The sequence below is a fragment of the Microlunatus parietis genome (assembly GCF_013407955.1).
In the GTDB taxonomy this organism is placed as follows: domain Bacteria; phylum Actinomycetota; class Actinomycetes; order Propionibacteriales; family Propionibacteriaceae; genus Microlunatus; species Microlunatus parietis.
Genome location: NZ_JACCBU010000001.1, coordinates 3,872,381 through 3,891,763, shown reverse-complemented (window position 1 = coordinate 3,891,763; position 19,383 = coordinate 3,872,381). Strand labels below are relative to the sequence as shown.

Genomic DNA, 19,383 nt, shown 5'->3' with positions numbered 1-19,383 from the left:
AGGGGTCTGCCCGAGCACTATGTTTGGCCGCATGAGCAATTACGGCCAGCAGCCCCCTTACGGCCAGAACCCGTACGGTCAGCCGAATCCGTACCCGCAACAGCCGGGCGGCCAGCAGCCGTACCAACAACCCCAGCAGCCGCCGTACGGCCAGCAGCAACAGCGCCCCGGCCAGTACGGGCAGCAGCCCGGCTGGGGCCAGCAGCCGCAGCAGTACGGACAGCAGCCCTACCCCGGGCAGCAGCAGTATGGGCAGCAGCAACAGCAGGTCTGGCCGCAGCAGCCGGAGCGCCCGCAGCCGCCGGAGTTGATCAAGCGCGCGGTGCCGGTCAGCACCACCGAGACGGTGCCCGGCCGGGCGGTGTCGGAGATCCTGGGCGAGGTGGTCGGCGTGGTCGCCCGGGCCCGCGAGTTGCCCCGCGAGCTCCGGACCTCCAATCCGGCCGAGAGCTACGTCGCGCTGCTCACCCGGTCCCGCCAGGATGCGGTCGGCCGGATGGTCGAGATGGCCACCGAAGCCGGCGCCGACGCGGTGATCGGCCTGCGGTTCGACTCCAGCGAGATCACCCAGTCGCTCAGCGAGGTCTCCGCGTACGGGACCGCGGTGAAGCTGCACCCGGCCGAAGCCGACGCCGACGCGACCGATCCCGGTGTCGCGACCGAGGACGAATCGACGCCACGCAAGGCCTTCGGCGGCGACGACATCACCGAGAACCCGCCGCCCGCTCCGGGCCTTTCCGGCTCGCCGACCGGCCGCGTCACGCCGGTCTCCTCGGCCTCGGCTCCCGAGACGGACGCGACCACGCTGAAGCGGCCGGACCAGCCGAATCCGTGGCCGCCGTCGAGCCCGGGCTGGCCGTCGCAGTCCTGACCGTCCCGGGGACCCTGCCCCGTGCCAATAGAATCGGTGTCATGAGTGCCGACAAGAACAAGAAGTCCAAGCCGCCGGTCGACGCGGCCGAGGACGAGACCAAGCGCAAGTTCCGGGAAGCACTCGAGGCCAAGCAGGGTCGCCGGGGTGAGGATCACCTCGACGGCAACGGCCCGAAGGTGCAGCCCCATGGCCGGATCGAGGCCAAGCGGACGTTCCGCCGCAAGACCGGCTGATATCAGCCCGTACGACTGTGCAGCCGGACGGTGATCTCCTCACCGTCCGGCCGGAAGCGGACCGCTGACAGGTTCGGCACGATGGCGTCGGCCTGCAGCTCGGCCGGCTCCGACGTCGTGAGTACGGCGAGCGTCGCGCACCCCGCGGCGTGAGCGGCGCGCAGCCCGTTCGGCGCGTCCTCGACCACCAGGCAGTCCTCCGGCGCTACGTCGAGCCGGCGGGCCGCCTCCAGGAACGGATCCGGGGCCGGCTTGCCGCGCCGGACGTCGTCGATCGTGATCAACACCGTCGGCGGCACCAGCCCGGCGGCCGCCAGCCGGGCCGCGGCGAGCGGGCGACTGGCCGAGGTCGCGATCGCGTTCCGGGCCGAGGCGAGGTCGCGGAGCGCGAGGTCGGCGCCCGGCAGCACCACGATGTCGGCCAGATCGGCCAGTTCCAGTTCGTTGATCCGCTCGATCGCCCGGGCCTGATCCGGCTCGGCGATCAGCCGCCGGACGACGTCCGCGGACGGCAGCCCGTGGCCGCCGGCGAGTTGCTCGGCGGTGATCCCGAAATCGATCGCCCACGCCGTCCACGCCCTGATGATCGCGGGCGTAGAGTCGACGAGCGTCCCGTCCATGTCGAAGATCACGGCGGCGAACCGCCGGTCCGCGAGTCCGGCCAGTGGGTCGGCTGCAGTTACGTCGGTCACCGCCTCATTCAACCAGCGGCTCCGAGATCCTCCGAAAAACCGGCTTGTGAGTGAGTGCTCACTCACCTATGCTGCTGGACATGGCCCGTGCTACCCCGATGTCCGCGGAAGACCGTCGCGCGATGATCATCGCCGCGACCGACCCGCTGCTGCGCGAGCACGGCCGCAGCGTCAGCACGAAGCAGATCGCCGAGGCCGCCGGCGTCGCCGAGGGCACCATCTTCCGGGTCTTCGACAGCAAGCAGGCCCTGATCGACGCCGTCCTGGAGCGAGCGTTCAGCTCTGAGGTGACCCGGCAGCAGTTGCTCGAGATCTCCACCGAGTCGAGCCTGCGGGAGCGGCTGGTGGAGATGGCCCGGGTGATCCAGCAACGCATGATCGAGAGCTTCACCCTGATCCACGCGATCGGGCCCCCGGCCGAGCCGAAGGAGGACGACCGGCGCAAGCTCCGGGACCGGATGATGGCCGACGCCGATCTCTTGACCGAGGCCATCACCGACCTGATCGGCGACGACGCCGACCAGCTCCGGGTGGACGCGACCGCCGCCGCCTACCTGCTCCGGTCGACCGTGTTCGCCGTCTCCCACCCCATGGTCGCCTGGGTCCACGGATTCCACCTCGAGCCGACCGACCCCGAGGCGATCATCGACCTGCTGCTGTACGGCGTCGCCGACGACGACCGGTCGGTGGGAAACCGGGTTGACCTGGCCGCCGCCTTCGCCCAGATCTCGCAGTCCGAAGCCCACAGCTGTGGCCGGCCCGCACCCTGACCCCGGCGCACCGCCCTGCGCCCCGCCCACTCCACCGAAACCCCGAGGACGCTCATGTTGATCAAGCTGCTCCGGACCTATCTGCGGCCCTACTGGGCCGCGGTGGTCGGGGTCGTCCTGTTCCAACTCATCGGTACGATCGCGTCGCTCTACCTGCCGAGCCTGAACGCCGCGATCATCGACAACGGCGTCGCCAAGGGCGACACCGCCTACATCACCAACACCGGAATGATCATGTTCGTGGTCAGCCTGGTCCAGCTGGTCTGCGCCATCGGCGCCACCTACCTCGGTGCCCGCACCGCGATGGCGTTCGGGCGTGACCTGCGCGGCGCGATCTTCGGCCGGGTGCTGCGCTACTCCGCCCGCGAGCTGAATCGCTTCGGCGCCCCGTCGTTGATCACCCGCAACACCAACGACGTCCAGCAGGTGCAGATGCTCGTGCTGATGACGTTCACCTTGCTCGTGATGGCGCCGATCACCATGGTCGGCGGGATCATCGCGGCGCTCCGGGAGGACGTCGGCCTGTCCTGGCTGGTTGCCGTCGCCGTGCCCGTGCTCGGCGTCTCGATCGGCCTGGTGGTCCGTAAGCTCGGCCCGCTGTTCCGCGTCATGCAGGGCCAGATCGACACCGTCAACCGGGTCCTGCGGGAACAGATCAGCGGCATCCGGGTGGTCCGCGCGTTCGTCCGCGAGCCGGAGGAGATCAAGCGCTTCGACACCGCGAACGGCGACCTCACCGCCACCGCGACGTCGGTCGGCCGGCTGTTCGCCTCGATGTTCCCGATCGTCATGTTGATCATGAACCTGTCCAGCGTCGCGGTGCTCTGGTTCGGCGCCCAGCGGGTCGAGAGCGGGGCCATGCAGGTCGGCTCGCTGACCGCCTACCTGACGTACCTGATCCAGATCCTGATGTCGGTCATGATGGCGACCTTCATGCTGATGATCGCGCCGCGCGCGATCGTCTGTGCGGAACGGATCTCGGACGTGCTGAACACCGAGTCGTCGGTGGTCATGCCAGACCGTCCGGTCGCCGTCGGCGGCAGCGTCGGCCAGGTGGAGCTGCGCAACGCCGAGTTCACCTATCCGGGGGCCGATCATCCGGTGCTGCGCGACGTGTCGCTCACCGCCCGGGCCGGTCAGACGACCGCGATCATCGGGTCGACGGGCGCCGGCAAGACCACGTTGATCTCCTTGATCCCCAGGCTCTTCGACGCCACCGGCGGCTCGGTGACGGTGGACGGGGCCGAGGTTCGTGAGCTGGACGGCGAGGCACTCTGGGCGAAGATCGGGTTGGTGCCGCAGCGGCCGTACCTGTTCACCGGGACGGTCGCCAGCAATCTGCGGTACGGCAACCCGGACGCCACCGACGACGAGCTCTGGCACGCGCTCCGGGTCGCCCAGGCCGAGGACTTCGTCCGGGCCATGCCGGACCAGCTGGAGTCGTCGATCGCCCAGGGCGGCACCAACGTCTCCGGCGGCCAGCGGCAGCGGCTCGCCATCGCGCGGGCCCTGGTCAAGAAGCCGGAGATCTACATCTTCGACGACTCGTTCTCCGCGCTCGACGTGGCCACCGACGCCCGGCTCCGGGCCGCGCTGAAGGCCGAGACCGCGAACGCCGCCGTGATCATCGTCGGGCAGCGGGTGGCCACGATCGCCGATGCGGACGTGATCATCGTGCTGGAGGACGGCGCCGTGGTCGGCCGCGGCACCCATGACGAGCTGTTGCTGGACTGCCCGACCTATGCCGAGATCGTCGATTCCCAGCTGAGCGCCGAGGAGGCTGCAGCGTGACCGAAAGTGTTGCAGACAAGGAGAACGCGGTGCAGCCGAAGGCGGCGGCACCGGAGCGCCCGAAGTACCAGCCGTCCGGTCCGAGCCTCGGCCCGCCCGGGCCGAAGCCGGTCGAGAAGTCGATGAACTTCCTGCCGTCGCTGAAGCGGCTGCTCGGCCACCTCGGCCCGGAGCGCAAGGTGCTCGCCGTGGCGATCTTCCTCGCCGTCGTCGGCATCCTGCTCAACGTGCTCGGGCCGATCATCCTCGGCGCAGCCACCGACGTGATCTTCGCCGGCTTCCTGAGCACCCGGCCGGCTTCGGAGATTCCGCCCGACGTGGCCGCCCGGTTGAACATCGTGCCAGGCGCCGGGATCGACTTCGCCCGGCTCGGTCAGATCCTCCTCGGCGCGATCGTGATCTACGTGATCGCCTCGCTGGTGCTGTGGTTCCAGGGCTACCTGGTCAACGGCGCGATCCAGCGGTCGATCTTCCGGATGCGCAACGAGGTCGAGGCCAAGATCAACCGGCTGCCGCTGAGCTACTTCGACCGGCAGCCGCGGGGCGAGCTGCTGAGCCGGGTGACCAACGACATCGACAACGTGTCCCAGTCGCTGCAGCAGACGCTGAGCCAGTTGCTCACCGCCCTGCTGACCGTGATCGGCGTGATCGTCATGATGTTCGTCGTCTCGCCAGTGCTGGCGGTGATCGCGTTGATCACCGTACCGGTGACGATCGTGATCACCACCTTGATCGGCAAGCGGTCGCAGAAGCTGTTCGTCGAGCAGTGGAAGAGCACCGGTGAATTGAACGCGCACATCGAGGAGGCCTACAGCGGCCACACCCTGGTCCGGGTCTTCGGCCGGTCCAAGGAGGTCGCGGCCGACTTCGACGAACGCAACCAGCGGATGTTCAAGGCCAGCTTCGGCGCCCAGTTCGTCTCCGGAACGATCATGCCGTCGATGATGTTCATCGGAAACCTGAACTACGTCGTGATCGCCGTCGTCGGCGGCCTCCGGGTGGCCAGCGGGACGCTCAGCCTGGGCGACGTGCAGGCGTTCATCCAGTACTCCCGGATGTTCACCCAGCCACTGACCCAGGTGGCGTCGATGGCCAACCTGCTGCAGTCCGGAGTCGCCTCGGCGGAGCGGGTCTTCGAGGTGCTCGACTCCGAGGAACAGTCGGCGGAGGCGACCGGGGTGCTCGATTCGACCCGGGGCCGGGTGGAGTTCGAGCACGTCTCGTTCAGCTACGACCCGGACAAGCCGTTGATCACCGACCTGTCGCTGACCGCCGAGCCGGGCCAGACGGTCGCGATCGTCGGCCCGACCGGGGCCGGCAAGACCACGCTGGTGAACCTGATCATGAGGTTCTACGAGCTGAACGGCGGCCGGATCACCATGGACGGCGTCGACATCGCCACCGTGCCGCGCAACGCGCTGCGGTCCCGGATCGGCATGGTGCTCCAGGACACCTGGCTGTTCCACGGCACGATCAAGGACAACATCGCGTACGGACGCCCGGGCGCGACCGACGCCGAGATCGTGGCGGCCGCCGAGGCCACCTACGTCGACCGGTTCGTCCACTCGCTGCCGGACGGCTACGACACCGTGATCGACGAGGAGGGCAGCAACGTCAGCGCCGGTGAGAAGCAGTTGATCACCATCGCCCGGGCGTTCCTGGCCGACCCTGCCCTGTTGATCCTGGACGAGGCGACCAGCTCGGTCGACACCCGGACCGAACTGCTGGTGCAGCAGGCCATGTCGGCGCTCCGCGCGGACCGGACCAGCTTCGTCATCGCACACCGCCTGTCGACCATCCGGGACGCCGACGTGATCTTGGTGATGGAGGACGGCGCGATCGTCGAACTGGGCACGCACAACGAACTGCTGGACCGGCAGGGCCACTACTTCGACCTGTACAACTCGCAGTTCGCCGCGGCGATCGAGATCGACGAGGAGGAGGCTCCGGCGCCGAGCGGTGGTGCTCCCACTCCGGCCCCAGCACTGCGTCGATGATCACGGGTCGATGATCATGGACTGACCACCACCGAACCGCGGGCCGGGATCCCCTCCCGGTCCGCGGTTCGGCGTCTGCACGTCAGAGGGTGATCATGGTTTCGTTCCGATGACGGCTCCGTTCGCCCCGGCCGCCTCGAACCAGACCGTGCTGACGTCGCGGAAGCCCAGGTCCCCGAGCCAGCTGCCGTACTCGGCCGGTGTGTAGTTCCGGCCGCCGGCGGTCTCGATCAACATGTTGAGACTCATCAGGGCCGCGGGCGGCGGCCCGGTCCGCTCGTCGTCGACCAGCAACTCGGAGATGATCACCCGGCCGCCGCTCGGCAGCGCCGCCCAGCACTTCTGCAGGATCGCGCGGCCGAGCTCCTCCGACCAGTCGTGCAAGATCATCGAGAGCAGGATGGTGTCGTATCCCTCCGGCAGCGGGGCGTCGGCGAAGAAGTCGCCGGACACCGTGTCGACGCGGTCCTGGAGCCCGGCCTCCTTGATCTTCTGGGCGGCGATGTCGGCGACCTTCGGCAGTTCGTAGACCGTCGCGGTCAGGCCCGGGTAGCGACGACACAGTTCGATGTCGAACGCTCCGGAGCCGCCGCCGACATCGAGCAGCCGGCGCGCCTCGCTCAGGTCGACGGCCTGACCCAGCACCCGGGCCGTGAACGTCGAGAGCGAGTGCATCGCCTCCCAGAACACCGCCAGCAGCTCCGGATCCTCACCGTCGAAGAGGGACTGCTGCCGCTCGGGATCCCAGGTGGTGGGGCGGTTGCTGCGGATCGCCTCGGTCAGCCGGCCCCACCCGGGATAGAGCCGCCGGTCGAGCATCTCCACCCAGCCGCCGAAGTAGTACGGCCGGCCGCGTACCAGGAACTCCTCGGCCAACGGGCTGTTGCGATAGCGGCCGCCGACCTTGGCGAGCAGCCCGAGCGCCGCGCACCCGGTGAGCAGCATCTCGGCCGGCCGTTCCTCGATCGCGAGCGTCTCGGCCAACTCTGCGCTCGTCGTACCGTCCGTGTCGGCCAGGCGGGAGAACAGGTCGAGTTCGTGCGCCGCGGCGAGCGTCTTGAACGCCCAGAAGCCGGTCGTCAGTTGCATCAAGGGGATGGGAGACAAGGCTCGGTCGGCCTCGCTGATCATGGAACCTCCACAAGGGTTGTCGTCGCTGTCCGGTTGAGGTGGACTCGCCACCGGCCGCAGCCACCGCAGTGCTCGTACGAGAGCAGGCCCTGGCTGGTCCGATGGCAGGACCTGGTCTGCCAGTCGTGGCGATGCGGCGGCTGCGCCGGGACCACCACGAGGTGCCGTTCCGGCCGTCGCGCGGTGCTCATCCGTCCTCCTCGTCGGGTTCGTCTGCTCGATCCTTCGTCGAGCGCCGCCCCGGTGGACAGGTCGCCGACCGGACACCTGGCGGACATCTCGGAGGGTGGGCGTCGGACTCTTAGACTTCGGCGTGGAGGCAGGTGTGAGCGGACCTGGACGACCGTCGAACTTCGGTGAGCTACTGCGTGCGTGGCGGGAGCGCGCGCTGCTCACCCAGGAGGAGCTCGGCCGCCGGGCCGGGCTGGATCCGCGAACCCTGCGGCGCTGGGAATCCGGAGCGTCAGCCCGGCCGCACGGCAGCTCCCTGCGCCGGGTCGCGGAGATCCTGGAACTGGATGCCGACGAGGCAACGGTGCTGGCGGCCGTGGCTCGCGGAGCCGTCCCGCCCGCGCCGGTCGTGCTGCCCGATCGGCCCCACCAACTACCGCCCGCCGCGTCGCACTTCGTCGGCCGCGGCGAGGAACTGGCCGAGTTGCTGGCCCACGCGGCGCCGGGCCGCTCCGTCATCGCCGTCGAGGGCATGGCGGGAGTGGGCAAGACCGCGTTCGCGGTTCAGGCCGGCCGGCTGCTCGCCGCCGACTTCCCGGATGGCCAGCTCTTCGTCGACCTGCACGGCTTCAGTGATCGCACCCGGCCGGTCGGCCCGGCGGAGGCGTTGGCCCGGCTGATCCGGGCGCTGAACGTACCGAGCGATGAGTTGCCGGTCGATGTCGAGGAGTGCGCCGGCCTGTTCCGCAGCCTGGTCGCCGGCCGCCGGCTGCTGCTCGTGTACGACAACGTCGGCACCGTCGACCAGGTGGCACCGCTGCTGCCGGCCACCGGGGCCTGCCAGGTCATCACCACCAGCCGGCACACGCTCGCCGGGCTGAATCGTGACGCGACCCTCAGGTTGGACATCCTGTCCCGGTCGGAGGCCGCCGAGCTGTTCGTCCGGGCCTCGGAGACCACCGGGGCGCCCGACTCCGCGCTGTTGACCGAGGCCGTCGAACTCTGCGGGCGGCTGCCGCTGGCGCTCCGGATCGCGGCAGCGAGGCTTCGGTCCCGGCCGTCCTGGCGGCTGGCCGACCTGGTCGGCCGGTTGCGGGAGCAGCGCGCCGCCGTACTCGACCGTCAGGACGACCAGACTCCGGGGGTGTCCGCGGCCCTCGATCTCTCCTATGCCGCCCTGGACGAGGCGACCCGGCGCGCCTACCGGCTGGTCGGACTCGCGCCCGGGCCCGACCTCGACGCCGCCGCGGCCGCGGCGCTGCTCGGCAGCGGCCTCGGCACGGCCGACGCGGCGCTGGAGAACCTTCAGGATCTGCACCTGCTCGACGAGGATCCGCCTGGGCGGTACCGCTTGCACGATCTGACCCGGACCCACGCGGCCCGGCGGGGCCGGGCCGACGACACCGCAGTGGAGCGGACCGCGGCGCTGACCCGGCTGCTCCAGCATCACTGCGCCTGGGCGAGTGCCGCGATGGATCTTGCGCATCCGTACACCCGCAGCCGGCGGCCGGTCCCGCCGTACGCCGTGTCGCCTTCCTGGACCGCCGAGCAGGCGACCTCCTGGCTCGACGACCGGCTGCCGAACCTGTTGGCCGGCGCCCGTACGGCTGCCGAGCTGGGGCTGCACCGGCAGGTCGTCGACCTGGCCGCCATCGTGCAGCGACAGTTGATCATGCGCCATCGGATCGCCGAGGCGGACGTCCTGAACCGGCTGGCGCTCCGGGCCGCCGAGGTGCTGGGGGACCGCGCCGCGGCGGCCGGAGCCCATCGAGACCTGGGCCGGGTGCGGCGACACCAGCTCGACTTCGGGGCCGCCGCTCGCCAGTTCGAAGACGCGTTGTCCCTGGCCGTCGCGGAGCGGCTGACCCTGGTGGAGATCGACGCCCGCATCGAGCTCGCGTCGATGGTGCAGTACGGGGCGGCCGCCGTGGATCCCGACGAACACTTCACCCGTGCGTTGCGGCTGGCGGAGGAGGCCGGCGACGAGCTCGGACTGCTCGAGTCGCACTACCTGATCGCCCACGCCCGGCTGGGTCGGGGCGCCTACCGGTCGGCGGCGGACCACTTCGACCAGACCCTCACCCTCGCCGGCCGAGTGGGACATCGTTCCGGACAGGTCGATGCGCTGATCGGCCGCGGCAGGGCCGAAGCGAGGCTGGGGCTCCTGGACTCCGCGGTGGACGCCTTTCGACGTGCCGTGGTCCTGGCCCGTCGGGAAGATCTTCCCGTCGGCGAGCTCGCCGCGCTGGCCAGTCTGGCCGACGCCGTCCGCCGGAGCGGCGACCCGTCGTCCGCACTGGACTGCTACCGCGACGCGCTCGCGGTCGCCCAGCGCACCGGAAACCAGAACTGGCAGTACGAATCCCTGCTGGGTCTGGGGCGCGCGTGTGTCGACCTCGGGGCCGGCGGACCGGCCGTCGAGCACTTCCGGCAGGCCCGCCGGCTGGCCGAGCGGGTCCCGGTCCGGGCCGATCTCGTGCGCGTCGAAGACGGACTCGGCGATGCCTGTGCCGTCCTGGGCGACCGCACACCGGCCCGGCGGCACTGGCGAGCCGCCCTCGCACTGCTCACCGACCTCGGAGTCGATCACACCGACGACCCGGAGACCAACCGGGAGTCGCTCACCGGGAAGCTGGCGGCTGCCGGTTCATGATCAACTTGGCCGGGGAGCAGGTGATCAGTTGACCGGACGGATCCAGGAGTCGGCGCGACTCAGGCGCTGGTCCGTGGTCACCAGGTCACAGTCCAGCCGCTCGGCGAGTTCGACATAGAGCGCATCGAGGATCCGGAGCCCTCGGCGTCGGGTCCAGGCTCCAGCGAGCAGACCGCCGAGCGGGTGACGGTCGACCGGCGCCTCGGTGAGAGCCCTGATCGCCTGGCCGGACGCCGTCGGGTCACTCACCGGGGCCGTCGCCAACTCGTCGCGGGCCTCGTTCAACGCGCGCAGCACCTGATCATGGGTGACACCGCTGGTGGCGCCCACATATCTGGCCAGCCAGGCATCGCTGGCGCGTCGGGCCAGCGCTGACTCGATGGCAGCGCGAGCCAGCGCCGAAACGTTCAGCCCCGCTTCGCGCGCGCGATCCGCCAGGTCGTCAGGCAGGTAGACATTCACTCGCGACATACACACATCATCCACACCTGCTGGGGCTGTCAGGCCGACTGCAGCCGGCCGCCGGAGCGGACCCAGCGGGCCAGGCCGCCGTCCAGTCGGCGGACCGGGTGACCGGCCCGTTCCAGCTGCTCGACGGCACGGCCGGAGGCGAAGCAGTACGGGCCGTCGCAGTAGGCGATCACGTCATGATCATCCGGGATCTCGTCCATCCGCTGCCGCAGTTCGGTGAGCGGGATCGAGACCGCGCCCGGGATGTGGCCGCGGGCGTAGTCCTCGGCCGCGCGGACGTCGATGATCACCGTGTGCTCGTCGCGCAGCCGCTCCCGGAATTCCTTGATCGAGACCCGCTGCAGGCCGCCCGGCTTGCGGCTCAACTCGTCCAGTTCGATCTTCATCCCGGCCAGCGTCTCCTCGGCGAACGTCTGGAACTCGCCGAGGAACCTCGACACCCGCCGGCCGGCCAGCCGGTAGTGGATCCGGACCCCGTCCCGCCGGGTCTCGACCAGCTGCGCGGCCCGGAGCTGCTGCAGCTGGGCCGACGTGTTCTTCACCGACTGGTGCGCCGCGCGGGCCAGTTCCTCGACCGTGAGCTCGCCCTGCTCCAGTAGGTCGAGCAGCCGCAGCCGTACCGGATTGGACAGGGCCTTGCCCAGTCGCGCCAGCTGGTCGTAGACGCCGGTGTCGTCGAAATCGTTCGGCTCTGGACGATTCATGATCACTTCCCTGAGGTACGGATCCGGAGGGCGCGGGCGGCGACGACCAGGGCCAGCACGCCGACCACAGCGTAGCCATAGCCCAACACCTGGGCCGATCCGATGATCCCCGGACCACCGAGCCCGACCAGCAGGCCGGCCAGCGCGGAGCCGAACGCGTTGGAGATCAACTGGACGGTGTTGACGCCGGCCGCGGCCTGTTGCGCCTCGGCCGGGTCGGTCGAGCTGGCCATCACCGCCGGCATCCACTGCACGAACGACATCCCGATCCCGGTCCCGGCGACGATCAGCGCGACGAACCAGAGCCCGATCAGCACCGGGCCGGGATCCGTCAGCTGCAACGCGGTGTAGCCGGCCAGCCCGATCGCGACCAGGGCCGGGCCGACCAGCCGGACCACCCGGGTCGCCGCCGGCCGGGACACGCCGCTGGACAGGATCGAGGCGAGGCTCCAACCCCAGGACAGCGACGCACCGAGCAGCCCGGCGCCGAGCGGCGACAGGCCGCCGATCCGCTGCCCGAACAGCGGCAGGAACGTCTCGATGGTGGAGCCGATCGCCAGCGCGGCGATGCTCAGGTAGAACCAGATCAGCACCGAGCCGCGGCGAAAGGTCCGGGCCGGCAGCACCTGGACCGAGCCGGCCCGTTCGGCGATCACGAAGCCGGCGACCAAGATCACGGCCACCGCGATCAGGGCGATCCTGATCACCGGCTGCTCGTTGATCGACGCCACGCTCACCGCAGTGGTGGCCAGGGTGAGCAGCACCAGCGACAGGACCGGTACGGCGGCGGGCGCGCTCGCCTGGCCGGCCGGGTGCTGGTCCGGCATGGCCCGGCGGACCAGGAGCGCGATGCCGAGTGTGCTGATCACCAGCAGCACGAAGGCTCCACGCCAGGCGCCGAACTGCGCGAACAGGCCGCCGAGGACCGGGCCGACCAGGTTGCCGACCCCCCACATCGCCGACAGCAGGCCGAAGGCTCGCCGCCACAACCGCTCCGGCAGGACCGTCCGGATCACCGCGAAGGCCAGTCCGGCCAGCAGACCGCCGCCCAGCCCCTGCAGCCCGCGGCCGACCAGCAGCACCGGCATCGTCGGCGCCACCGCCGCGACCAGGCTGCCGGCGCCGAACAGACCCAGCGCGATCCAGTACGAACGCCGCGGTCCGTGGCCGGACAGGATCCGGCTGACCAGCATCGAGGTGATCACCGAGGCGATCAGGAACACCGTCATCGCCCACGCGTAGAGTTCCATGCCGCCGATCTCGGCGACCGCGCTGGGCAGCAGGCTGGTGGTCAGATAGACGTTGATCGCGTAGAGGGCGACGCCGCCGCCGAGGACCGCCATCGGGCCGCGCGCCGCCGGCCCGAACAGATCTCGCCAGCCGTCTCCTGTTGCAGCCCCGGGCCGTGCCGTGGTCTCGCTCTCCTGACTCATATTCTAAGGATCGTTAGAACATCAGATATTGTCAAACTCTGACGGTACGCCGACCCGCGTTGCCCCGCCGACCGGGCGGGCGCACCATGGAGGGGTGACGACAGCCCGACCTGGCCCCGGCGCGCTCGGCGAGCCGAGCCGAACGCGCGCTGAGCCCGTCGAAGCGCCACGGCCGAATCATCCTGGCCCTTCGACAGGCTCAGGGCATGGAGGCGTCGCCGCACTGGCGGGCGCCGGCACCGGGCTGCTCGGTCTCGGCGTCGCCGAGTTCGGCGCCGCCGTGCTGGCGCCGGCCGGGTCGCCGCTGGTGGCGGTCGGCGACGCGGTGATCGCCGCGCTGCCCGGTCCCATGATCAACTTCGGCAAGACGTTTCTGGGCACCGCCGACAAGCCGGTGCTGATGATCATCATCGCCCTGGTCAGCCTGGCCGTGGCCGCGGTGGCCGGGGTGGTCGAACGCCGGTTCCGCTGGGCCGGCCTGGCTCCGGTCTCCATTCTCACCGTGCTGGCCCTGCTGGCGATCCAGGCCGGTGATCCGGGTGGCTGGCTGGCGTACGTCCCCATGATCATCGGCAGCACGATCGCGTACCTGATCATGAGGAGCCTGATCGGGCACCTGCGCCCGGACGCTCCGGTGGACCCCGCCGGGCGGCGGCGGGTGCTCGGTCTGGCCGCCCTGGTGGCCGGCCTCGGCGCCGTCGGAACCCTCGCCGGCCAGGCCATCGGCGGCGCCCTGCAGGCGGCCAACGAGGCCAGGCAGCGGATCCGGCTTCCCGCTCCGGCGCGTCCGGCCGACCCGGTGCCGGCCGGCGCCGAGTTGGCGGTGCCCGGCTTGGCCCCGTACGTCACGCCGAACGCGGACTTCTACCGGATCGACACCGCCCTGCAGGTGCCGCAGATCGACCCGGCGACCTGGCAGCTCCGGGTGATCGGCATGGTGGAACGGGAGATCACGATCACCTTCGACGAGTTGATCAACAAGCCGCTGGTCGAGCACCAGATCACCCTGGCCTGCGTCTCCAACGAGGTCGGCGGTTCGCTGATCGGCAACGCGACCTGGCTCGGCTGGCCGATCCGTGAGGTGCTGGCGGCGGCTCGGCCGCTGCCGGGTGCCGACATGGTGCTGTCCCGCAGCCAGGACGGCTTCACCGCGGGTACGCCGCTGGAGGTGCTCACCGATCCAGGCCGGCAGTCGCTGCTCGCGGTGGGCATGAACGGCGAGCCGCTGCCGTTCGAGCACGGCTTCCCGGTCCGGATGGTGGTGCCCGGCCTGTACGGCTACGTGTCGGCGACGAAGTGGGTGGTCGAACTCAAGGTCACCACGTTCGCCGACGATGCGGGCTACTGGACGCCACTCGGCTGGTCCGCGCTCGGCCCGATCAAGCTCGCGTCACGGATCGACACGCCGCGCCGTGGTGTCGCGGCGGGCACGGTCATGATCGCCGGCGTCGCCTGGTCCCAGCACACCGGGATCGGCAGCGTCGAGATCAAGATCGACGACGACGCGTGGCAGCAGGCCCGGCTCGCCGATGTCACCGGCCCGGACACCTGGCGCCAGTGGTCGTACGAGTGGGCCGCCAGCCCCGGTGATCACACGATCACCGTCCGTGCCGTCGACGCCGAAGGCACCCCACAGATCGAGGCCTCCGCCCCGCCCGCTCCGGACGGCGCCACCGGCTACCACTCGGTGGCGATCACGGTCCAGTAGTCACTCGAGCCACTCGGTCTCGAACTTGCTGCCCGCGTGGATGTGCACCGCCTCGTACCCCTGCGGGCCGGTGGCGAACTTGTGTGGGGTGTCGGCCGGCACCACCAGCACCTGGCCGGCCTTGCCGACCACCTGTTCGGTGCCGACGGTGAACGTCGCCGAGCCGCGCCGGATGATGAAGGTCTCGGCGTACGGGTGCTTGTGCAGCCGCGGCCCGATGCCCTCCTTCGTCGTCGACTCGAGAATGATCGAGATGCTGGCGTTGCCCGGCAGTTCCTCGTAGTTCTGTTCCCAGTCCTCGCCGTCGTCGCGGCCGTCCTCACGATTGATCACGAAGCCATCCATGGACCGAGGGTAGGTCGCCGGTGGCGTTCAGGCCAGCGCGCGCTCCAGCCAGGCGAAGGACTGCCAGCCGCTGACCTCGTGGCCGCCCGGATGCAGGTCGGTGCCGAACCGGTCCGCCACCCCGGCCGCCGCGTAGGCGTCGGCCACCTGGGCCGCGGCCCGTTCGAAGCCGCCGCGCGGGAAGATCGGGTCGCGCTCGCCCGACTCCAGGTACAGCCGCCGGGGCATGATCAACTCCAGCAGGTCCGGCTGTTCGGCCAGCGCCAGCACGCCCGGCAGGTAGTTGCACAGGCAGTGCCGGACCGAGCGGATCGAGTCGGCGAACGTGTTCGGGTAGCCGCACAGCACGCTGGCCCGGACCCGCTCGTCGAGCGCCGCAACGATCATGGACAGCATCGAGCCGCCGGAATGCCCGACGATGCCGATCCGGTGCGGATCCACGTCCTCCCGGGCCACAAGTTGATCAAGGACGCCGAGCAGTTCCGTCACCCGCAGGCCGGTCAGCGTGGCGCCCTGCATCAGCAGCGTGCTGGCCAGTCGGTAGCAGGCGTTGCCGGCGTCGGCGTCGTAGCTGCGGTCGGACCGGCTGCGCCGCTCGCCGAAGCCGACCACGTCCGGCGCGATCACCAGCAGGCCGCGCCGGGCCAGCGCCACGGCGAAGTGATGGTGCCCGTCAAGATCATCGGGATCCGGTGTTCCGTCGGGGAGCAGCCCGGTGATCTGCCGGCTGCCGTACCCGTGGCCGTGCACGGCGAGCACCGCCGGCGCCCTGGCCGGAGCACCGTCGGGGATCAGGACGTAGGCCCGGAGGCGCATGCCGGCCAGGAGTTCCACCTCGATCCGGTCCCGCCGGTAACCGTCACAGGGCACCTCCTCGATGATCTTCGCGTCGGCGTCGGTCCGCATCCGGAGGAACGGCGCGGTCAGGTCGCGGAGGTACGCCAGCCGTTGCTCCGCCGAGACGGCGTCCCGGTCCAGCGACCGGTCCAGCACGGACAGCGCCGGGTCGGCCCCTGGTTCGTCAACCCGCATCGAGCATCCCCTGCACCTCGGTCGTGAACTGGTCCGCGGCCTGCTCCGGGCTGAGCCTGGTGAAGAAGACGTCGGAGACGTACCGCTTGAGAACGTTCTGGACATCGCTCGAGCCCACCGGCGGCACCGGCGGCGCGTCCTTGATCTCGCCGGCGAGCCCGTCCAGGAAGCGCAACGACTCCAGGTCGACCGGCCGCAGCGCCTGCTCGACGGCCGGCCGGGTGGCCCGGTTGATCGGCGCGCCGCGGTCGACCAGCAGCGTCTTCGCGGCGTCCGGGTCGTTGATCAGGAAGTTCAGGAAGGTGATCGCCTGGTCCCGCCGTTCGGTCCGCGCCGACAGCGACCAGAACATGCTCGGCTTGTAGTAGAGGCCGTTGTCGGCCGCCCGCCCGGTCCGGCTGGGCGGCCTCAGCTGGACCAGGTCGGAGCCGCTGGTGCCTTCCAGCGAGCCGAGCTGATTGGTCCAGTACCAGGTCATCGCGGCCCGGTTGGTGCCGAACGCGGACTGTTCCAGGGAGGCGTCGGCCTCCTCGACGTAGCGCTCCGCTGCCGGGCCGGCGCCGGCGTCCATCAGCCCGTACAGTTCGGCGAAGAAGTCGATCAAGGTCTCCGGTCGGTAGCCGAGCCCGCCGTCCGCCGTGTAGAGCTGCTCGCCGCGCTGCCGCAACCAGATGATCAGATAGGCCTCGTTGATCCCGTACGCAGTGCCGATGATCTTGCCACCGGAGTCCTTGCCGATCTTGGTCGCGGCCTCACGGTAGTCGTCCCAGGTCCACGTCTCGTCGTCCGGCAGGTCCAGTCCGGCGTCGGCGAAGAGCCGGGGATTGGCGACCACCGTGTACGCGTTCTGGCCGGTGCTGATGCCGAACAGCTGGTCGGTGTAGCTGCCGGCGGCGAGGGCCTGTTCGTCGATCGTGGACAGCTCGAGGCCGGCCGCCTCACGGAGGTTCATCAGGGCACCGCGCTCGCCGTACTCGGCGATGTACTTCTGGTCCATGTTGATCACGTCCGGCGCGTCGTTCGCGGCAGTCATCGTGGCCAGCTTGTCCCAGTAGCTGCCCCACTCGCCTGGCTCCGGAGCGACCGGGATGTCCGGGTGCCGGCTGGTGAACAGGTCGATCACCGCCTGCGTCTGCCGGTTCAGGTAGTCGTTGCCCCACCAGGCGAACCGGACCGGCCGGCCGCCCGGCCCGGCCGTGCCGGACCGCCCGCAACCGACCAGGCCGAGTCCCGTCAGCCCGGCCATCGCCCCGAGCACCCCGCGTCGGCTCAGTACGCCCATCGGATCTCCTCGACTCTGAGAACCCTCGATCTGAGAAACCGCTTTCCTAGGCTCCTATCGTACGGGAGCCGTCAAGAGCCGGGTCAGCCGAGCGCAGCCTCCGACTCGGTCGCGAAACGGGCCGCGGCCTCCGGAGCGGTGATCTTCTGGAACAGCACGTCGGAGTGCGCCCGGGCCAGCACGTCACCGAGGATGGTGCCGCCGCCCGGTGGCGGGGACGGCGGGGTGTCGCCGAGGGCGGGCTCCAGGTCGGCGATGAACTTCGCGACCCGGCGGCCCTCCGGCGTCAGCTTGGCCTCGATCGCCGCAGCCACCTCCGTATTGGCGGGGTAGCCGCGTTCGTCCAGGCAGATCGACGCGCATTCGACGCTGTTCACCCACCAGTCGATCAGGGCGGCCACCTGCTCGGGATGCTTGGTCCGGCTGGAGGCGGACCACATCATCGACGGGTGGTACCAGGCCTTGAGGTCGGCCGCCTTCCCGGTCACGCTCGGCAACCGGAGCATCGCGAGCTCGCTGCCGGCGGCCTTGGTCGTCGCGGCGAGCTGGTTCGACCAGCTGATCATGAACGCGGTCCGGCCCTCGACGAGCGTGGACTGCTCCAGCGACTTGCTGCCGTCCTCGATCACCACCTCGGCCGGCGGCATCGCCTTCGCCTCGATGAAGTCGATCATGAGCGCGAAGTAGGACTCCAGATCAGCCGCGGTGAAGGCGAGCCGGCCCTCCGGCGTGAACAGGTCCGCACCGTGCTGCCGTAGCCAGGCCTGCATCGCCTTGTCGCCGAACGGGCTGGCGGTGCCGAAGATCCCGTCCCGCGACTTGGCGGTGACCTCGGCGGCCAGCTCGCGATACTCGCCCCAGGTCCAGGTCTGATCATCGGGAAGCTCGACCTTGGCCTGCTCCAGGACGTCCGCCCGAGCCATGATCACCGGCGTGTTGATGCCGGCGTTGATCCCGACCAGCTTGCCGTCGACCCGGCCCGAGTCCAGCGTGCCCGGCCCGAACTTCGTCACGTCGACCAGATCGGCCAGGTCGAGCAGCGCGCCCTTGGAGCCGTAGTCGCCAACGAAACCGTCGGCCATCTGGATCATGTCCGGGGCGTCGTTGCCGGCGGTCTGGGTGGCCAGCCGTTCCCAGTACGCCGAGAACTCCGCCGGCTGCTGGTCCACCGCCAACCCCGGACGGTCCTTCAGATAGAGCTCGATCGCCTGCCCGGTCTGGGCGTTGCGCAGGTCGTTGCCCCACCACGCGAAGATCAATGACACCGATCCGTCGCTCGCCGGAGCACCGCTGTTGCGGCCGCAGCCGGCGAGCCCGGCCACGGCAGCGCCGCCCGCGAGTCCCAGCAGCCCGCGCCTGGTCAGTCCGGCCATCGTTCCTCCTCGTCGAGAAAGTGGTTTCTGACCTCGAGGCTAAGCCGACGGAGACTGCGGGTCAATATTCACCTCCGCGCAAGCATGCCGACTGGTGTCGATCGAGGTCTGGCTCCTGGGTCGATCGCGCGCGGAGCTTGTCGAAGCGCTGGGTACGGGTTCGGCCCTCGACAGGCTCAGGGCGCTGAGTGATCATGATCACCACGCGGGAGAGATTCCGGCGGGGTTTGGCGGAGTCGTCGCTTGTCGGTAACCCGCAGCTAACCCGGGTCACGGCATCATCGTCCACGAGGCGCTCACCACCGGGTTCGATGCCGCGGGGAACCCGGTGGGGCGCCTCACCAATCGCCCGTGGGTGGCAGGGGACAGCCCGTCGGTCCCCATCAGGGCGCGACGTCGGTCTCGGCGCCCGGCCCCTCGTCCCGATCGACCAGGCCACCGCCCGACCTGCCTTGATCCGATCGGGTCCAAGCGGGTGATCCCCGAACTCGACGGTTGCGGCGGAGCGGTCCCGTCGGCACACCGTGCGAGCGTGCCCGTCCCGGTCCGGCGACCATGGGCGCGGCCAGTTCAGCCGGCACTCGTACCCATGACGGACCGGATGCATTCGTCCCGCCTCCCTGGCCGCGCCGCCCAACCCGCGACGAGGCCGTCACCTCCCTGACCCCGCCCACACCGCGACGAGGCGACAACCCCGGTCGTCGCCGATGCCGCGCCTGCGGC

Annotated in this window: 16 protein-coding genes; 7 read left to right on the top strand and 9 right to left on the bottom strand. The window is 70.3% G+C overall.

The features are described 5' to 3' along the window. Positions 1-31: 31 nt before the first annotated feature. Both BKA15_RS18610 and BKA15_RS18605 read left to right on the top strand, forming a co-directional pair. Complete coding sequence (locus tag BKA15_RS18610; RefSeq protein ID WP_179753211.1) at positions 32-871, top strand: YbjQ family protein; 840 nt, start codon at positions 32-34, stop codon at positions 869-871. Between the two features lie 41 nt (positions 872-912). Further along, positions 913-1,107, top strand: coding sequence for a DUF5302 domain-containing protein (locus tag BKA15_RS18605; protein WP_179753210.1), 195 nt, complete (start codon positions 913-915; stop codon positions 1,105-1,107). 2 nt (positions 1,108-1,109) lie between these two features. On the opposite strand, the gene BKA15_RS18600 is transcribed toward BKA15_RS18605, so the two are convergent. Further along, a complete protein-coding gene (locus BKA15_RS18600; protein WP_312879120.1) occupies positions 1,110-1,799 on the bottom strand; it encodes an HAD family hydrolase in 690 nt (229 codons plus the stop codon). Positions 1,800-1,921: 122 nt separating this feature from the next. On the opposite strand from BKA15_RS18600, the gene BKA15_RS18595 reads away from it, so the two are divergent. Genes BKA15_RS18595 through BKA15_RS18585 form a run of 3 tightly spaced genes read left to right on the top strand, consistent with a single transcriptional unit; the run spans position 1,922 to position 6,357 of the window. Then, positions 1,922-2,569, top strand: coding sequence for a TetR/AcrR family transcriptional regulator (locus BKA15_RS18595; protein WP_179753209.1), 648 nt, complete (start codon positions 1,922-1,924; stop codon positions 2,567-2,569). A gap of 54 nt (positions 2,570-2,623) precedes the next feature. Next, positions 2,624-4,360 carry an ABC transporter ATP-binding protein gene (locus BKA15_RS18590; RefSeq protein ID WP_179753208.1) on the top strand — a complete coding sequence of 579 codons (1,737 nt, stop codon included), beginning with the start codon at positions 2,624-2,626 and terminating at the stop codon, positions 4,358-4,360. Between the two features lie 29 nt (positions 4,361-4,389). Next, the gene (locus BKA15_RS18585) at positions 4,390-6,357 is read left to right on the top strand and encodes an ABC transporter ATP-binding protein (protein ID WP_376766833.1); all 1,968 of its coding nucleotides are present in this window, start codon (positions 4,390-4,392) and stop codon (positions 6,355-6,357) included. A gap of 93 nt (positions 6,358-6,450) precedes the next feature. Here the strand turns inward: BKA15_RS18585 and BKA15_RS18580 are convergent, their stop codons facing one another. Then, positions 6,451-7,446 (bottom strand): methyltransferase, encoded by a 996-nt coding sequence (locus BKA15_RS18580; protein ID WP_179753207.1) that lies wholly within the window; start codon positions 7,444-7,446, stop codon positions 6,451-6,453. 367 nt (positions 7,447-7,813) lie between these two features. Here BKA15_RS18580 and BKA15_RS18575 point away from each other — a divergent pair, with 367 nt between their 5' ends. Further along, complete coding sequence (locus BKA15_RS18575) at positions 7,814-10,312, top strand: ATP-binding protein (protein WP_179753206.1); 2,499 nt, start codon at positions 7,814-7,816, stop codon at positions 10,310-10,312. Positions 10,313-10,336: 24 nt separating this feature from the next. On the opposite strand, the gene BKA15_RS34920 is transcribed toward BKA15_RS18575, so the two are convergent. Genes BKA15_RS34920 through BKA15_RS18560 form a run of 3 tightly spaced genes read right to left on the bottom strand, consistent with a single transcriptional unit; the run spans position 10,337 to position 12,920 of the window. Continuing rightward, positions 10,337-10,783 carry a type II toxin-antitoxin system CcdA family antitoxin gene (locus tag BKA15_RS34920; protein ID WP_218871458.1) on the bottom strand — a complete coding sequence of 149 codons (447 nt, stop codon included), beginning with the start codon at positions 10,781-10,783 and terminating at the stop codon, positions 10,337-10,339. A 29-nt stretch (positions 10,784-10,812) separates the two neighbouring features. Then, positions 10,813-11,487, bottom strand: a complete 675-nt coding sequence (locus BKA15_RS18565; protein ID WP_179753205.1) for an ArsR/SmtB family transcription factor — start codon at positions 11,485-11,487, stop codon at positions 10,813-10,815. 2 nt (positions 11,488-11,489) lie between these two features. Continuing rightward, positions 11,490-12,920 carry an MFS transporter gene (locus BKA15_RS18560; RefSeq protein ID WP_218871452.1) on the bottom strand — a complete coding sequence of 477 codons (1,431 nt, stop codon included), beginning with the start codon at positions 12,918-12,920 and terminating at the stop codon, positions 11,490-11,492. 94 nt (positions 12,921-13,014) lie between these two features. On the opposite strand from BKA15_RS18560, the gene BKA15_RS36435 reads away from it, so the two are divergent. Beyond that, a complete protein-coding gene (locus BKA15_RS36435) occupies positions 13,015-14,628 on the top strand; it encodes a molybdopterin-dependent oxidoreductase (RefSeq protein WP_312879118.1) in 1,614 nt (537 codons plus the stop codon). Here BKA15_RS36435 and BKA15_RS18550 read toward each other — a convergent pair whose 3' ends face one another. The 4 genes from BKA15_RS18550 to BKA15_RS18535 form a co-directional block, all read right to left on the bottom strand. Beyond that, positions 14,629-14,973 carry a cupin domain-containing protein gene (locus BKA15_RS18550; RefSeq protein WP_179753204.1) on the bottom strand — a complete coding sequence of 115 codons (345 nt, stop codon included), beginning with the start codon at positions 14,971-14,973 and terminating at the stop codon, positions 14,629-14,631. A gap of 27 nt (positions 14,974-15,000) precedes the next feature. Next, positions 15,001-16,005: a dienelactone hydrolase family protein gene (locus tag BKA15_RS18545; protein WP_179753202.1), complete on the bottom strand. Its 1,005-nt coding sequence runs from the start codon at positions 16,003-16,005 to the stop codon at positions 15,001-15,003. Further along, positions 15,995-17,287, bottom strand: a complete 1,293-nt coding sequence (locus BKA15_RS18540) for an ABC transporter substrate-binding protein (RefSeq protein WP_179753200.1) — start codon at positions 17,285-17,287, stop codon at positions 15,995-15,997. The genes BKA15_RS18545 and BKA15_RS18540 overlap by 11 nt, the downstream gene beginning before the upstream one ends. A gap of 83 nt (positions 17,288-17,370) precedes the next feature. Beyond that, on the bottom strand, positions 17,371-18,660 hold the full coding sequence (locus BKA15_RS18535) for an ABC transporter substrate-binding protein (RefSeq protein ID WP_179753198.1): 1,290 nt from the start codon (positions 18,658-18,660) through the stop codon (positions 17,371-17,373). Positions 18,661-19,383 lie beyond the last annotated feature (723 nt).

What these genes read in the sequence shown, in the direction of transcription:
- BKA15_RS18565 (WP_179753205.1), bottom strand. Translation starts at nt 11,487, where the DNA reads ATGAATCGTCCAGAGCCGAACGATTTCGACGACACCGGCGTCTACGAC.
- BKA15_RS18560 (WP_218871452.1), bottom strand. Translation starts at nt 12,920, where the DNA reads ATGAGTCAGGAGAGCGAGACCACGGCACGGCCCGGGGCTGCAACAGGA.
- BKA15_RS18535 (WP_179753198.1), bottom strand. Translation starts at nt 18,660, where the DNA reads ATGGCCGGACTGACCAGGCGCGGGCTGCTGGGACTCGCGGGCGGCGCT.
- BKA15_RS18595 (WP_179753209.1), top strand. Translation starts at nt 1,922, where the DNA reads ATGATCATCGCCGCGACCGACCCGCTGCTGCGCGAGCACGGCCGCAGC.
- BKA15_RS18550 (WP_179753204.1), bottom strand. Translation starts at nt 14,973, where the DNA reads ATGGATGGCTTCGTGATCAATCGTGAGGACGGCCGCGACGACGGCGAG.
- BKA15_RS34920 (WP_218871458.1), bottom strand. Translation starts at nt 10,783, where the DNA reads ATGTCGCGAGTGAATGTCTACCTGCCTGACGACCTGGCGGATCGCGCG.
- BKA15_RS18540 (WP_179753200.1), bottom strand. Translation starts at nt 17,287, where the DNA reads ATGGGCGTACTGAGCCGACGCGGGGTGCTCGGGGCGATGGCCGGGCTG.
- BKA15_RS18605 (WP_179753210.1), top strand. Translation starts at nt 913, where the DNA reads ATGAGTGCCGACAAGAACAAGAAGTCCAAGCCGCCGGTCGACGCGGCC.
- BKA15_RS18580 (WP_179753207.1), bottom strand. Translation starts at nt 7,446, where the DNA reads ATGCAACTGACGACCGGCTTCTGGGCGTTCAAGACGCTCGCCGCGGCG.
- BKA15_RS18545 (WP_179753202.1), bottom strand. Translation starts at nt 16,005, where the DNA reads ATGCGGGTTGACGAACCAGGGGCCGACCCGGCGCTGTCCGTGCTGGAC.
- BKA15_RS18590 (WP_179753208.1), top strand. Translation starts at nt 2,624, where the DNA reads ATGTTGATCAAGCTGCTCCGGACCTATCTGCGGCCCTACTGGGCCGCG.
- BKA15_RS18610 (WP_179753211.1), top strand. Translation starts at nt 32, where the DNA reads ATGAGCAATTACGGCCAGCAGCCCCCTTACGGCCAGAACCCGTACGGT.